Below are 16,258 nucleotides of genomic sequence, written 5' to 3'. Positions count from 1 at the left end.
AAACGAAAAGGTAATAAAGACGTATCAGATGCTATAGCAGAACTTAGGAAGGAATGGTAATAATGGACAATGGGATGAATGTTATCTTATTCGAAAAAATGCCGGAAGGCGGGCTGCGAGTCATTGAGGAACGCACGTGGAGCATGAATATGATCGCAGCGCTAGAGCATGTCAATTATATTGTGGTGGGCAGTGTTGAATATGAAACGGTTGAAGGACGGCTGAATGTCGATGAAGGCAAGCTGGAGCTTCTGCTTGTTCCGATGCACACTGAATGATTGAGATAAAGGAAGGAGAACCTTGCGATGTCTAAAGATGAAAAGGATAAGGAACTTGCTGTATCCAAACTATTCACCTCTGATGGTAAGCCCATTCGAGTATTATCTACTTCGCTAGGCATAGCGTTGTTAGCGAATGCTATGTTTATTCCTGGCGGCGCAGGGGCTAGCGCAAATACTTCTGGAGATGAACCACAGCTAGTGTCTTGGTCTACCGAAGAGGTTAAAGCCTATTTTGACAAAAATGTGGATTGGAATATTCCATATCCAGAAGGTGAACAAGAGGTAGAACAGGAAGGTCAGGGTGTTGTTACCAATAATGGAACGACGGTAGTGAATAACTATGGCGGTTATCATTCAGGTTTTGGTTGGGATGATTTACTGTTGTATCACATGTTGTTTAATAGTGGTGGCAACTACTCTTCCAGAGGGTGGTCTAAGGACCGTCCAACCTATTATGGTGGAACGAGAACAACTTATAAGCCGCCTACCTATAGCAGTGAGAAGTTCCAGAATAAGAAGGTTCCCGGATCTGTTGTGAAGCCCAAAACATCGACTTCCTCTACAGGTTCCATTACGAGAAGAGGTTCTTCTTCAAAGAATGGAATCGGTGGCACTTCCAGCGGATTAAATTCTTCGAAGAACTCTAAATCTAGCTCAGGCTCGAAGTCCTCTTCGAGATCAGGCTCAAGCAAGAGTGGTTTTGGCGGATGAGTGAGCAGCAGAGTGTATTTGAAATTCTAGATCAGTCTGAGCTTGAAAGAGGTCCGCGGGTCAAAGCGTTGTATGAGCTTGGGTTCACTTGGGCGGATCTTGAGGATGAAGAGTATTGGTTAGATGCAATTGCTGTAATGCGCAGGGACACTTATAAGGAGCTTGAAGAAGCCTCGTCAAAACTCTGGATCATCCTCGATAAGGCCGTTCGCTATGTACATCTAAAGCGCGATTTATATGAACTGCTGGGGATTCCCCCTGTACTTTGGGAGATGCTTGATGGATATCCTATGCCAGAAGAAGGCCTTATTAGTCGGTATGCCAGATTCGACTTTGCCATAGCCCATGATGGGACGATTAAGCTACTTGAATTAAATGCGGATACCCCGACAGGTTATGTGGAAGCCTCGATAGCTACACCATGGATTTGTGAGCAAGCTGGTGTGCAGAGTCCAAATCAAGGGATGAAGGAACAAGTTGCGGCAGCTTGGCAGGTAGAACGTCCGGATACCGCAGCATGTGTCGCTTATGGATCTCATCTCGAAGATTCAGGTACGATTGAAGCATTAGTAAAGCACAGTGGTCTCGATATTCGGTGTGTGGATTGCCTTGATTTGTGGGTCGACAACGGAATTCTCAAGGATGGGGAGGACCGTGTGATTGAGCGTATGTTCGCCCTATATCCTAAGGAGTGGATGGCTGTTGATGAAGGCGGGGATGCCCTCGCTTATGCGGTAGAGCAAGGGAATCTTCAACTCTTTAACGGCCCTCACAGTATATTGCTCCAGTCCAAGGGGCTGGTTGCAGCGGTGTGGGGAATGTATGAGCTGGGTCTGTTATTCGATAAAGAAGAGCGAGAGACGATCTCGCGCTATATTTTGCCTACTTATAATAAGCCTGTATTCTCTGGAAACTTTGTGTCCAAATCTGTATTTGGCCGTGAAGGAGGTTCGGTGCGCATGTTTGATGATAGCGGTGCGCTAGAGCTTGAAGATGAAGACGGTTATGACAGTAGTCAGCTCTTCCCCACTGTGTATCAAAAAAGAGCCGATTTAGCACGGATAACGACATCAGAGGGTGAATTTCATCTGCTGACAGGCATGTTCGTGATTAACGGGAAGCCTTGTGGTATGCTCGGCCGAGCGGGTGGATTGATTACAGGCAATGCCAGTCATTTTATTGCGTTGGGAGTGAGATAATTGGATAAGAGTAAGAAAGCCCGAATCGGAGTCTTATGTATGATGCTTTTGACGGTACTGTTACTAAGCGCATGTTCCAGTAATCAGGGCAGTGTATTTGATTCAGGAACAGCTGAAACTTCAGATAGTGTAGCAAGGGTACCGTGGGACTACCGGGTGGTAGAGAGTACCGTAGGGGATTTAATTGGGAGTGACATGACGGTTTTGCCGGATAATGAACTGCTACCGAATGACGGGAATTATGCTACTGGCGATAAAATTTGGACTCTTCAGTTCATGGATGCCGAGCTAATCACGGACGCTGACCAGAAGAACGAAGTTCGCCTGTCTTCATGGAGCACGATTAAGTCTTATGCAGATGAAAAAACGGCAGCAGAGGATCTTACCAATCTAAAAGTATCGGTAACGACTGATGTTGATCTTGTAGGGGTATACAAGACTAAATATAAGGATAAGACAAGGAACTTTGCGGTGCTTGAACTCCCTTCAGGTAATCGGATTAAGCAGCCGATTGATGATGAACGTTATACAGCATTAGAGAAACAGAAAACCGCTTCCGTAGTCCTTGAGGAAGTACATGATTTTGCCGATTATGATTCGGCGTATGCGAAATTTCGGGGGTGGGCAAAGTGACGATGGTGGTTAATTTGGTTGTGAGTGTGTTTGTGATTATTCTTTTGCAAGTGTTAGGCATGGTGATCTTTGGTTTGATGACTCCGTTTAAAGATATGGAGGAGCTGAAGAAAGGCAATGTGGCTGTAGCTTTGGCTTTAGGCGGCAAGTTTCTGGCAACGGCTATAATTATTGGCGTAGCGGCGTATACGAATACCTCCATTCTGCACATGATCATTTGGTTTGCGGTAGGTTATGTGTGCTTGATAGCGGCTTATTGGATCTTTGAATTGGCAACCCCAACCTTTAAGATTTCAGAGCATCTGGAGAAAGGGAATGTGGCTGTAGGCACTATGCTTTGCTTGGTGTTTATTGGGACTGCATTTGCGGTCAGCAGTTTAATTGTTTAGTTCGAACTTGAAATAGGCTAAGGACAAAGGTTGCCCCGATCCATCCGTCGAGTGGCAGCCTATATTTCTCTCATAAACGCTTACTGTCCTTAAAGGACACTGAAGGCGTGTTAGCTTGATGTGAAGAAGGGGTGGGCAGATGCATCTTTTTCTGAGAATTTCCACCAAGATGATGCGGTTACGTAAACGGACGATAGGGTTAATCATACTGATCTTTATAATTCTTAGTGCGTCGATTGCTTACCTGATCGAGCCGGATACGTTTCACAGTTGGTTTAATGCATTTTATTGGGTCATGACAACGATGGCGACCGTAGGGTATGGGGATTATTTTGCAGAGACCGTAGTTGGAAAGCTATTTACCATGTTTCTATATATCTTTGGTATCGGCCTCCTCAGCTTGGTTATTGGTAAGGTCATTGACTCCATTGCGGAGGTGCAGAGAAGGAGAGGAGCGGGAACGTTGAGCTTTCGTGGAAAGGATCATGTGATTCTAATTAATTGGAGTAAGAAAGCACAAGCTGCCGTAGAGGAGATTCTATGCTATTCGCCAAAATGCCATATTGTCATCATTGATGAGACAGGAAGTCATCCTCTGGAGCATATGGATCAAGTTCACTTTATAAGCGGCGATGCCTCCAGTGATGAGATTCTTCTTAAGGCTAACATCCATGAAGCAAGAGCAGCCATTGTGTTCGGGGACACAAGGATTGATGAAGCATCGCTGATCGACGGCAAATCTTTGTTAATTGCCTCTAGTATTGAGCGAATTGCACCACAAGTACATACGACTGTAGAAATAATGCAAGAGAAGAATATACAGAATTTCAGGCATGTCAAGGTAAACGAGTTCGTGCTTTCACATGATGCCATCTCTAGACTGGCTGTTCGTTCTGCGCTCCAAGAGGGCAACTCTGAGGTGATAACGCAGCTGCTGAGCCGTAAATATGGTGATGATATTTATGAGATTCCAGTGAATACTTCGTGGAAGACTTATGGGGACGCGTTTCAGAACCTGCTCTTGCAAGGTGCAACCTTATTAGCGGATCGTAGCGATCTAAGTATCAATCGAAAGCTGGATCAGGCTATTCCCGAGGATGCTAGACTGTATGTTGTTTCCGATGAAGAGACGTATCGTAGGATTAAGGGTTAGACCAGAAATAAACGGATTAGGCGGATTTTCGGAAGCTGAGGCTTCGCGGGATTCCGCCTTTTTTGATAAAATGTGACTTATTTCACTGTTAAAATTGTTTTCTGTTCAGATTTTGTTCAGATACCCTCCTTATTATGGTTTATTATGTCCTAAGAACTATACTAGGGAGGATAAATACAGAATGGATGGAAAAATATTTAAGAAAATAGTTGGTATTTTGTTGTCTGTAGTGCTGTTGGCAGGCCCAATGCTACAGACTTTCGGCATAGTACAAGCTGCCGATGCATCATCTGGTAAAACTTATTTTACGGACACCGATAATTGGGGTGGGGGTCCGTTAGGCACGGAAGCAGCCGATGGTGACATGGACGTGGATATTAAGAATCAGAACAAAACAACCGCGGATAACTATAGTAAGTATCCGATTGAGTTTAAGATCAAGGATGTTGCTAAGCTTCCGACGCAGAGCGCTAATATGCTGATTCGGGCTTACGATGTGGATGAGATCGCATCACTAACAAAAACGGGTTCAAATGGTGAATGGGATAGAGTATATTTCTCCAAAAATCCTGCTGATATTGCACTTGTAAACCCTTATACAGCTTGGCAAACTTCTGGTAAATGGAAAACATCTGTCGCCGCTTCCGGTGTAGGTACTGGTGGACAGGGTTATCTAAAAGAGATAACTCAAAGCGCTTATTTAGGAACGCTTTCAGGGCAAGATTCGAAATGGAATACAACGGTATTGCCTTTCAAAAAAGAGGATCTTGGCAAAATTGGCCTAGGCGATAATTATGTGGGCTTGTCGATTCATCATTATTTTAATGATAAAGAGAGCCGGGATTCAGTGGTCCCTAATACAAACTGGACCATGAAGGTGGATTGGGCCCAGCTTGTTATTGATGGTGGTGAACGGCAGACCGGAGAGATCGAAAATGTAGGGATTAAGGTAGAGAATGGAAAGATCACTCTGGATACCAGCTTTATTCCTAAGCTACCGGGTAAAGATTATTCCATGGAAGTAAGCGTTGTTGAGAAGAGAGAGTTTGACGGCGAGTTAATCGATAAGAACGTAGGGCTCGATAAAAAGCTGTTTGAAGAGCCAACTGCTGGACAAGAGCAGACTTGGAAAACTGAATTTACGGACAGTACGTTTAGTCCGTCTAAAGAATACACGGTAAATGTGATTCTCTTTGATGACCGTGGAGGTGGAACTAGCGGAGAAAAATATACAAATCCGGGCGAAGCTCAGCATATTTATACTTTTTCAACCTTCGATCCGGTGGCGAAGGATATTACCAAGGCAGGGTTGCAATATGAGCCAACAGCCTTTAATGCCAATGAATTTTCCGGCAAATACTATCAAATTAATGGTAATGCCTATGGTTCTAAGCTGCAGAAGGTAAGGATTGTTACACTGCCGGATGCTGAAAAAGGCCAATTAGTATTAAATGAAACGGCAGTAAAAGCCGGTGATGAAATTTCGGTGAATGATCTTGGGCAATTAACCTTTGTTCCAGTGACTACCGGTTTTACTGGGAATATTGATTTTAAATGGAATGGGTATGATGGCTCGAAATACGGGGCGGTGGATGCTGTAGTTACGCTTACAGCAACGGCAGCACCAACAGTGGGTCATATTGAGAAGTCGAGTCAGAAAGGAAATATTGTTCCTTTTATTGCCAAAGACTTCACGGATAAATTCGTAAACAGCAAAAACGATCCGCTTACTAAGGTCAAGATCATTACTGTTCCAGCGGAAGGTCAAGGTAAGCTTGTTTACCGTGTAGGTAATGGACCTGAACAGACGGTGACTCCGGGAGTTGAGATCAGCGCGGCAGATCTGGCCAGTCTGTCCTTTATTCCGACAGCGGAGACCACGGGTACAGTGGCTTTCCAATGGAATGGCACAGATGGCAAGCAATACGCGAAGGAAAGTAAGAATGTTACAATCACCATCAATGCGCCACCAGTAGTCGCAGATATTCATAAGACAGGTGCTCATGGAGCTGCTATTCCTTTTACAACAGATGATTTCGCAAATGTCTATAAGGATGATAATAGTAATCTGAGCACGGTAAGGATCACTCTTCCAGCAGACTTTGCTGCTAATGGGCAGTTGTATTATAACAATACGGTGACAGAAGCAGTCTATCTTGAGCCAGGTATTCCAGCGGTTCTGAGTAAAGCTGATCTGGGCAGTCTTACCTTTGTTCCAGATACTAAACTGGCTGAAGGTACAGAAGTGAAATTCAAGTGGGAAGGGTATGATGGTCAGGTATACTCTGAGAATCTTGCCGAGGTCATCATTACTTATAATGGACTGCCGGTGGCTAATGCACTGAGCGTAGAAGGAAACGAGGGTGTGCTTTCCCTTACTGTTGTACTGAAGGGGACTGACCGCGAAACGGTTACAGGTCTTACGTACGGCATTGCTACACCTCCACTGAAGGGAACATTAACACCTGCTGATCCAGGCAATCCGGCAGGGGATACATGGATTTACACGCCAAACTCTGATTTCATTTCGGGTAAAGACAGCTTCACTTATGTTGTGACCGATGCTGACGGACAAACAAGTCCTGTTGAAGCAACCGTGAAGATTGAACTTCATAAAGCACTGAATGGATGGGTTGGTAATAAGAAACAAGGAGATCCAACTATCGTAAAAGCGATACCAGGTCAACCGCTTAAACTGTCGGCAGTGAGCTCGCTTGCGGCTGAGAAGGTAACGGCGAATGTTGCTGATACTTCCGTGACTTTGACTTTAGCTAATCCGCTTACTTACGAGACTGACGGATTTAAGCAATGGGAATACACCACGTTTGTATTGCCTTTGAATACCCCAGCGAATAGCTATGCAGCTTCATTTAGCGCTTGGGGTGCAGGTGATGCTCCGTTAGCTGGTGAAGGGGCGGATAAGCTGATAGACAACAACTATCAGGTGGTTCAAACGGAGTTGATACTGAGTGCAAATCCAGAACGCATTTTGGGTGACGGTAAGGCTACAACAGAGTTGACTGCCGTCCTCAAAGACAGTAATGGAAACCCAATCAAGGGGATTGAAGTGGTCTTTACTGCAGCTGTTGGCGGATTTGTAGGTAGTGATCGCGCAGTGACCGATGACAACGGTATTGCGAAGGTAACTTACCATTCTGCACAAATCACAGGGGTTAGCGAGCAGAATATACCTGTTCAGGCTAATGTGAACAATGCCGAGTATGGTCTATTAGCTAAGAGCGAGATTACTATTACATTCTTGCCAGCTTCGATTCAGGGCTTTATTACAACGGGGGGATCTAACACTCCTGTAGCAAGTGCTCAAGTACGAGCTACCCTTGATTTGAACGGTGATGGCAAAATTGAGCCTGGTGTGGACTTCATTGAGAATATCGTGACCGATGAGAAGGGTGCGTATTATCTAGTCGTGCCTAAAGGCGATGCCAAATATGAGCTGGAGATTACACAAACGGTTGACGTGGGCGGTATACCTACGGAAGTTACGTATAAACAGTATGCAAAAGTGGGACAAGTAACGGGTTCAGGAGACGAGAACTTCGAATCGGAGAAGACGCTGACAGGTCTGGTGCTCTTCAAACAGACGAACGGTCAATCTTCCTTGCTGAACTCCGAATGGCTTGGACATGCTAGTGTATTTTTAAAACAGCAAGATGGCAGCTATGTATCGGAGAATGGTAAACCTAAGGCTTTCCCACTACAGGCGCAGGGCGTATTTAATGCAGAGGGCCTTGCTGTAGGTCAGTATGAGCTTGAAGTGCGCTATGAACTGGAATCTGGAAAATCTATTGTAGTCAGCCGTAATACAGTAGCTGTAACTGCCGCTGGTGAATTGAATATTTCACAGTCTCTGGTTGATCCTTATGGTACGATCACTGACGCTGTAACAGGTCATGTCATTGAGGGTGCAAAAGTGATGCTGCATTACGCGGATACTCCACGGAATGCTAGTAAAGGTTTGACTCCGAATGGGGAGGTTACATTGCCTGTAATTGCAGGATTTGCACCGAATGATAATGCGAGTCCGAAGCAGTTGAGCGATAGTAATGGTTTCTATGCTTACATGGTCTATCCAGATACGGATTATTACTTAATGGTGACGAATGAGGGATATATTAATTATAAGAGTCCTGTTCTTTCTGTGGGGACGGATATTGTGCGGCATGATGTACAGCTTCAGCCAGTGCCTAACACTTCTGGTGCTACTCCATCGACTTCGATTGATCTGGCCGTAAAAGTAGCACTTACTCTCTCTGTAGAGAAGAACACAGTGAAGGAAAATGAGCAGTCACCGATTACAGTAGTTTACAAGAACGATTCGTCCGCTGTATCGGCAACAGGTGAGGTAAAGATTACTCTTCCTGATGGGGTAGTTGTTGTAGATGCTGCTGGCGGAACGGTTACGGGTAACGTAATCATATGGAAAGTAACGAACGTAGGTGTGGGCAAGGGCGGTAGCTTTACTCCTGTTGTAAAGTGGCCATTGATCGATGCTGCAGAGGTCGCCTTAACGGTACCGGGAGAGTTTACCTCCGGGCAATCCTCTGCTAAGGCATTGGTGAAGGTAAATATCTACTCCGATCGTTTTGGAGAACTGAAGCATTACCGTTATATTTTAGGATACCCGGATAAGGAGTTTAAGCTAAATGGCTCTCTAACACGGGCAGAACTGGCTGCAATTGTGGCTAGACTAACGGAGAATGAGACTATTACTTATGCTCTTCCTTACAGCGATATCCGTGCAGGGCATTGGGCAACCAATTATATCCGCATTGCTGTGAAGAACGGGTATTTCACAGGAGATCCGAGCGGGTTGTTCCGTCCGGACGCACCTGTAACCAGAGGAGAGTTAGCTTCGGTTATGGCTCGTTTCCTGAAACTTGAGACAGGCGCACCGGCGGTGACACATTTCACGGATACTTCTGGTCATTGGTCAGGCAATGCGATTGAAGCATTGTATAACGGAAAGTTTCTAACGGGTTATCCGGATGGAACCTTCAAGCCGAAGAATGCAATCACTCGTGTCGAAGCGGTAACCCTGATTAATCGTATGCTGTATCGCGGACCGTTGAAAGGTTTGGCACCGCTATTCCCGGATGTTGCAGAGGACCATTGGGGCTTCGGTGATGTACAGGAAGCTACGTTCTCTCATGAAGCGGTTCGTAATGGAGATGGAAGCGAGAAATGGCTTAGATCTCTTAGCGACGATGTGAAATAAGAAGTACAAAAATAGGAAATAAGCTGATTCATTGAGAGAAGGTCGTGTTTAGTGCCAAGTGGGTGCTAGATACGACCTTTTTTTGTTTGCCAATCTTTCCTTAAGGGTAAGAGATACATGACAATATTTACTTTACCTTCGGAAGGAGCCATTGTTAATGAGTGAACATCAAAAAGTGAACGGAAACAGCAAGAATGAGCAACTGGAACAGTTTCGCAGTAAGGATGAAGGTCACACCTTAACAACGAACCAGGGTTTAAAAGTATCAGAGGACGAGTTCTCCTTAAAGGCGGGTGATCGGGGCCCAACCTTACTGGAAGACTTTCATTTCCGGGAAAAAATGACGCATTTCGATCATGAGCGAATCCCTGAGAGAATTGTGCATGCACGTGGATTTGCTGCTCATGGTGAGTTTGAAGTATATAAATCACTGAAAGAATATACGAAGGCGAAATTCCTTCAAGATCCTTCCGTGAAGACACCGGTGTTTGTCCGATTCTCGACGGTAGCGGGATCACGGGGATCAGCTGAGACAGTGCGGGATGCCCGCGGATTCTCTACCAAATTCTATACTGAGGAAGGGAATTACGATTTAGTAGGAAATAATATGCCCGTCTTTTTTATCCAGGATGCAATCAAATTCCCAGATTTAGTACATGCGCTTAAGCCTGAGCCGCACAATGAAATGCCTCAGGCGGCATCGGCTCACGATACCTTTTGGGATTTCATAGCTAATAACCAAGAATCGGCCCATATGGCAATGTGGCTGATGTCGGACCGTGCTATTCCACGTAGCTTCAGAATGATGGAAGGGTTTGGGGTGCATACTTTCAGGTTGATTAATGAGCAAGGAAAAGCCCATTTTGTTAAATTTCACTGGAAACCGGTGCTCGGTGTACACTCTTTGGTGTGGGACGAAGCTCAGAAAATATCAGGTGTGGACCCTGACTTTCATCGCCGTGATTTATGGGAATCGATTGAAGCTGGCAACTTTCCGGAATACGAATTGGGCATTCAGCTTCTAAGTGAAGAAGATGAATTTAAGTTTGATTTTGACGTGCTGGATCCTACAAAGCTATGGCCAGAGGAAGATGTACCTGTACAGATTGTTGGGAAAATGACCTTGAACCGCAACGTGGATAATGTCTTCGCCGAAACGGAGCAGGTAGCTTTCCACCCTGGACATGTGGTGCCAGGCATCGATTTCACCAATGATCCACTGCTTCAGGGCAGATTGTTCTCTTATACGGATACTCAGCTGATTCGGCTTGGCGGTCCGAACTTCCATGAGCTGCCGATCAATAGACCGGTATGTCCTTTCCACAACAATCAGCGTGACGGGTATGGACGGCAGACGATTAATCAGGGTTCAGTGAGCTATCATAATAATTCGCTTGCTAACAATACGCCTGCACCTGCAACAGAGGCTGAAGGTGGTTATGTACATTATCAGGAGAAGGTTGAGGGCCGTAAGGTGCGTAGCCGGAGCAAAAGCTTTGAAGACCATTTTTCACAAGCTAAGCTGTTCTGGAACAGCATGAGTGCTCCAGAAAAAACGCATATTATTGAAGCCTATTCATTCGAGCTCGGGAAGGTAAAGAGTAAGTCTGTCCGGCAGCAGGTTGTAGATATGCTCGCGAACGTTACGTTAGAGCTTGCTGTGCCTGTAGCAGAAGCTATTGGGGCGACGCCTCCGATAACAGGCGGTTCCGAGGTGGCTCAAATCTCCCCGGCACTAAGTCAGGCAAATACGAAGAAGCACCCAAACACACGTAAAATAGGTGTGATTATAGGCGGCAGATTTGATGAAGACTTGGTGATGCCTGTTCTGGATACGCTTATGAGAGCCGGGATCCAGCCGGAGATAATCAGTGATAAGCTTGGATTTATTAAAGGCTCGAAGGGGACAGAGCTTGAAGTCATTCATACCTTATCCACGACAGATTCGGTGCTCTTTGATGCAATTTATGCAGCTGGTGGAAATTCGGAACATAAGAAATTCCATAAAGATACAGCGCAATTCCTGAACCAAGCCTATTCTCACTTTAAGCCCATCGCGGTGACTACTGAAAATGCTAAACTACTTGAAACGGCCCAGCATAGAAGCAGTCCGGGTGTAATCATTGGAGATGGCGGAGAGGTGTTCGCTGCCAGCCTTGTCGCGGCAATTACTGCCCATCGTTTTTGGGAACGTATGAATGAATAAATAACTGATACAGAGGGGATATCCCGCTCGCCAAAGGCGTAAGGATATCTCTTTTTTTGTCCAAGGATAGATACATAACGCTCACAGTTTGATTTAACATTTTGTTGTATATTACCGTTATAGATAATACTAGACAGTAAGCAGTATAGGAGAATATTAAGAGGAGGTGATCACTTGAGGAAAGTAATCATTGCTGCACTAGCGATATTTGCAGGCGTTATCGGGTTAACGGCATGCGAAAAAACGGCAGCACCAAATCCGACTAATAGTGTTCATAACAATTCTCCAGCTCCAGCAGATTCAGACAATGATACTACGGTAACCCAGACCCAGGAAGTAGCTAACTTAGAGCAGTTCATTACCTCGAAGCTCACAGGCGAGTACGGTGTATATACTAATATTATTGAAACAGATCAGTCGGCGGAAGTGGCGAGTGGACACGAGGTTCTAAGTGAATCGGCATCTCTCCAGATGCTGGCAGCTGTGCGTAGCGGCCAACAAGAGAGATTTGCGGAACAATGGCAACTAGCTAAGCAAACCTTTGATATGAACAGCGGTTTCAGCTACCGTTACAGTCCCAAACAGCAGAAGCTATACCCCTTGAATGCTGCCGTAGATGATTTGCGCATAATTCGAGCTCTTTATGAGGCGGGCGAAAAGTTTAGTGATACGCAATATACAGCTGAAGCGGATAAATATGGCGAAAGATTTTACGATTATAATGTAAAAAATGAGAAGCTTTATGATTTCTACGATATGGAATATTCTTCAACAAACACATTCGTCACTTTGTGTTATATTAATTTGGGCACTTTGCGAAAATTGTCGATTCCTAGCCAATTTAGCAAGAAGCTGACGAATGATATGAACGTAATATTGGAAAACGGATATTTATCGGATGAATTCCCCTTTTATGAGACACGGTTTAATTATGAGACCGGAAAATATAGTTCAGAAAACATCAATACAGTAGAGTCGCTTTTATCCATTCTAGCCTTAACAGAGGTAGAACAGGAGAAATCCACCAGCATTGATTTTATCAAGCAACAGGTCGAAGCTGGAACGTTGTATGGGCAATATTCGAGAGAAGGTAAGCCGCTGAATGATATCCGTTCTACAGCCATTTATGCCATAACAGCTATGATTGGCGCAGAAATCGGCGATGAATCGCTCTACCATAAAAGTATTGAAAGAATGAACGAGTTCAGAGTAACAGATGTGGGTAGCCCATTATACGGAGGATTCGGCGATGTGGCTAGCGGCCAAGCCTACTCTTTTGACAACTTGATGGCACTATTGGCCTATGTCTATTAACTTAAACCTAATGTATTGAAGGTGAACCTGCATGATGGACAACACGGTGAAAACACCTCTAAGGCGAAGCATAACACTTGCTAATTTTTCGGTTTCTCCTGCATTTCTTGCTGCATTTGGAGTGCTGCTTATTACCGTCATCGCGTTGTTCACAGCTCCGTATGTCGGAATGGCGGATAACGGTGACTTTTTCCGTAGCATTTATAGTAATGGACTCTATTTCAATCTGCCGGATTATGATAGTCAGTACTTTGGTTATTTTGTGAAGCAATACGGGATCTTTCAATATTTTAATGAGAATGGTGCAATGTTATTTTCCTCTCAGTCCTTATTTATCAAGCTGGCTATAGGACTTAACAAGTTGTTCTTCAGTAGTGAGGTATTCGACATCCGCTTTCAAGCGGCGATTTATACGATTCTATATGTAATCGCAATTTACTTATTAATAGAGGCTATTACATGGAAGATGTCCCGAAAACAGGGATTCATCATTGCAGGTATTGCTATTTTTATATTCGGAGATACCGGTTATACGGCTTATTTTAACTCCTTTTACGGCGAAAGCGTTGTGATGATCACGATGATCTTCATGTTCGCTTCATGGCTGATGTTATATCAAAAAAGATTCAATGACTACGCGATGCTGGCCTTATTCGTAATTAGTACGTTGATCCTGACTACTTCTAAGCAGCAGAATGCTCCAGTGGGTATGATCATTGCTCTACTGGGCTGTTCACTTCTCTGGATTCGCAGAGATAAGATCTTCCGCATCCTTACGATGGCGTCTCTTGCTCTGATGCTGTTCGCAGGTGTGTTCACGTATTTGAATATTTCAAACGAGTTCGTAAACATTAACCAATTCCATGCTATGACCCGAGGGGTGCTGAAGGAATCACCAGATCCAGAGGCTGCTTTAAAAGCGTTAGGGATGGATGAGCAATACGCCATTCTGAAGAACAGCATTCATTATGAGAAGTACGTGACCATAGACGTAAATTCACCACTTCTCGAAGAGAATTTCTACAGTCGGTATGGATTTGTATCCATTCTTAAATATTATTTAACGAATCCGGACCAGCTTAACTCGATTCTTAATGTGGCCGCTCAAAGTGCATTCTCAATCAAACCAGCAGCCATGGGGAACTACGAGCAATCCGTCGGAAAGGAATTTCGGGCACAGAGCCACTTTTTCACCGGATATAGTCAACTGAAATTAACGCTGGCCCCGCGAACATTTGGATTTATTTTCCTGTGGATGATGCTTGTTATCGGTCTCTATATGCCTTCCTTTGTAAAAGCGATCAAGTCCCGTGATTTCAGAGGTATGCAGCGATTGGTATTGATAGTCGCTTCTATTGGCATTGGGCTTTCAGGTATTTTTGTATCGATTATCGGGGCAGGCGATGCCGATATTTCCAAGCATGAGTTCTTATTTACATTATCCTTTGATTTAGTCACTTTTCTGACCCTATCCAGTGTGATTGGGCGCAGAGTTTCTAAAAACAGCAATCAGGTTAAGCAGGTTAGCAAGAACATCCCTTCTAGCCCGTATACAAAGCCTCAAAAGGATGTGAGTGTGTGAGCATCAGAGGAGTCTTAAACGGTATATTGCTACTGACGTTGACCCTGACAGCCCTGCTGGTTCCCGTTACACCTGTTCAATCTGCTGCTATGCCACAGCAGGTTCTACTGCTCTATGACAGCCTGGCTAAGGGTACAACGAAGGAAGGTAACGTGACTGAACTTCAGCGACTGCTGGCGTCCTATTCTATCAGGGTAACGCTTAAGGGTCTGGATCAATATGAACAAGGGATGCTGGATCATTACTCCAAAGTGATCATGGTCCGTAACGCAGCGGATATTTTGATTACTAATAAATTTTATGTAGAGGATTGGGAGCATTATCAGGGACAGTATTTACATATCGGATACAGCCCTCCAGCCTCGCTGAAAAAGAAGCTACAGTTAACCACTGATGTGATATATGACGGGAATGCGGATCTCCAGATCGGGCAGTTTTCGGAAATTCCAATTCAGGTACAGGATATGCTCTATATTGCCGGGAGTCAGGGGACAGAGTCACTCGGAAAGCTATCCTTCCAGGAAGATGGCCTGCAAGCACCCTATGCTGTGAGTAAAGGGGATGACGCGTATGTTCCGTATTTTGAACAAGGGAATGTCAGTGCGTTGGCAATGGCGTATGTTCTGAAAGACTGGCTTCATATCACGTCAACGCCTAAAGTGTATTTTGCGATCAAGGAAATCTATCCCTTCTCTGATCTGGAACTGCTGACAGAGACTGCGGAGCGGCTGTATCAAGTGGGGATTCCTTTTCTCGCAAGTATACGACCCGTGTTCAGCAATACCGATTATCCGGCCATGCAGCGTTATTTGGTAGCTATCAAAAGAGTGCAATCGAATAATGGCAGCATTCTGGTCAATGCCCCTGTTGCGATGCATTCAACGAGTACTAGTAATATGGATCATTCACTTCAAGCGAAGATGAACGCGTTCATTAATCTGCTGGTGCACAACAAAATTGGGCCGCTTGGAATCGGAGCACAGATGCACTGGGCGTATGACAAGGAATACTCGGAGGCGGGGATGGGGTTTTTCGATTCCGTGATACTGTATCCGGATGAAAATGTTGACTATATGGAGCAGAGCGACACCTCTAAGTCCTTTCCATCCTCTTTGTATAGTGTGCCGGTTGATTTTTTGCAGGGTCTGCAGACATCCAATAATGTTGTGCCAGAACTGCCGATGGATACGGTAATCACTGTAGATATGCCTAAGGATAAGGAAGAGCTTGAGGAACTGCTGAAGACGTTGGAACAATACTGGGTTTCTTTTGCAGATTATAAGCAAGAGAGGCATCAGGTTGTTACTGACGTCAATACGATCACTTCATCAGAAGGGACGATATCTATTAATGGACAGCCCTTAAGTCTAAACTATACGCCAGAAACGGTGGATAGCGATTATCGATATACAGAAGAGCAGAAGAAGAGCTTTACTACGCTTTTTAATATACAGAATCAATTCTTTATAGTTGCCATAATGATCTCTCTGCTGCTATTTGGCGGATTAATGATCATCGGATACCGAATGTATAGGAAAAAGTATTTGAAATGAG

At 44.7% G+C, this 16,258-nt stretch carries 11 protein-coding genes; all 11 read left to right on the top strand.

What is annotated here, in order from left to right:
* Nucleotides 1–62 precede the first annotated feature (62 nt).
* A complete protein-coding gene (locus ACN6MV_RS30205; RefSeq protein WP_042131542.1) occupies nucleotides 63–278 on the top strand; it encodes a hypothetical protein in 216 nt (71 codons plus the stop codon).
* Between the two features lie 27 nt (nucleotides 279–305).
* On the top strand, nucleotides 306–992 hold the full coding sequence (locus tag ACN6MV_RS30200) for a hypothetical protein (protein WP_042131541.1): 687 nt from the start codon (nucleotides 306–308) through the stop codon (nucleotides 990–992).
* On the top strand, nucleotides 989–2,191 hold the full coding sequence (locus ACN6MV_RS30195) for a glutathionylspermidine synthase family protein (RefSeq protein ID WP_419885426.1): 1,203 nt from the start codon (nucleotides 989–991) through the stop codon (nucleotides 2,189–2,191). The genes ACN6MV_RS30200 and ACN6MV_RS30195 overlap by 4 nt, the downstream gene beginning before the upstream one ends.
* A gap of 39 nt (nucleotides 2,192–2,230) precedes the next feature.
* Complete coding sequence (locus ACN6MV_RS30190; RefSeq protein ID WP_197069824.1) at nucleotides 2,231–2,824, top strand: hypothetical protein; 594 nt, start codon at nucleotides 2,231–2,233, stop codon at nucleotides 2,822–2,824.
* Nucleotides 2,821–3,213 carry a DUF350 domain-containing protein gene (locus tag ACN6MV_RS30185; RefSeq protein ID WP_042131538.1) on the top strand — a complete coding sequence of 131 codons (393 nt, stop codon included), beginning with the start codon at nucleotides 2,821–2,823 and terminating at the stop codon, nucleotides 3,211–3,213. Before ACN6MV_RS30190 ends, ACN6MV_RS30185 begins: the two co-directional genes overlap by 4 nt.
* A gap of 139 nt (nucleotides 3,214–3,352) precedes the next feature.
* The gene (locus ACN6MV_RS30180; protein WP_042131537.1) at nucleotides 3,353–4,366 is read left to right on the top strand and encodes a potassium channel protein; all 1,014 of its coding nucleotides are present in this window, start codon (nucleotides 3,353–3,355) and stop codon (nucleotides 4,364–4,366) included.
* 181 nt (nucleotides 4,367–4,547) lie between these two features.
* Nucleotides 4,548–9,602 (top strand): S-layer homology domain-containing protein, encoded by a 5,055-nt coding sequence (locus ACN6MV_RS30175; RefSeq protein WP_419885425.1) that lies wholly within the window; start codon nucleotides 4,548–4,550, stop codon nucleotides 9,600–9,602.
* A 157-nt stretch (nucleotides 9,603–9,759) separates the two neighbouring features.
* The gene (locus ACN6MV_RS30170) at nucleotides 9,760–11,808 is read left to right on the top strand and encodes a catalase (RefSeq protein WP_042131536.1); all 2,049 of its coding nucleotides are present in this window, start codon (nucleotides 9,760–9,762) and stop codon (nucleotides 11,806–11,808) included.
* Between the two features lie 174 nt (nucleotides 11,809–11,982).
* Nucleotides 11,983–13,122: a glycosyl hydrolase family 8 gene (locus ACN6MV_RS30165; protein ID WP_076120175.1), complete on the top strand. Its 1,140-nt coding sequence runs from the start codon at nucleotides 11,983–11,985 to the stop codon at nucleotides 13,120–13,122.
* A 31-nt stretch (nucleotides 13,123–13,153) separates the two neighbouring features.
* On the top strand, nucleotides 13,154–14,704 hold the full coding sequence (locus ACN6MV_RS30160; RefSeq protein ID WP_419885424.1) for a hypothetical protein: 1,551 nt from the start codon (nucleotides 13,154–13,156) through the stop codon (nucleotides 14,702–14,704).
* The gene (locus tag ACN6MV_RS30155; protein WP_419885423.1) at nucleotides 14,701–16,257 is read left to right on the top strand and encodes a hypothetical protein; all 1,557 of its coding nucleotides are present in this window, start codon (nucleotides 14,701–14,703) and stop codon (nucleotides 16,255–16,257) included. Before ACN6MV_RS30160 ends, ACN6MV_RS30155 begins: the two co-directional genes overlap by 4 nt.
* Nucleotide 16,258: the final 1 nt, after the last annotated feature.

This window comes from Paenibacillus sp. B-A-8, from assembly GCF_048572915.1.
Classification (GTDB): domain Bacteria; phylum Bacillota; class Bacilli; order Paenibacillales; family Paenibacillaceae; genus Paenibacillus_AQ.
Note: the sequence above shows the minus strand (reverse complement) of the source record. Positions and strands in the feature narration are given on the sequence as shown.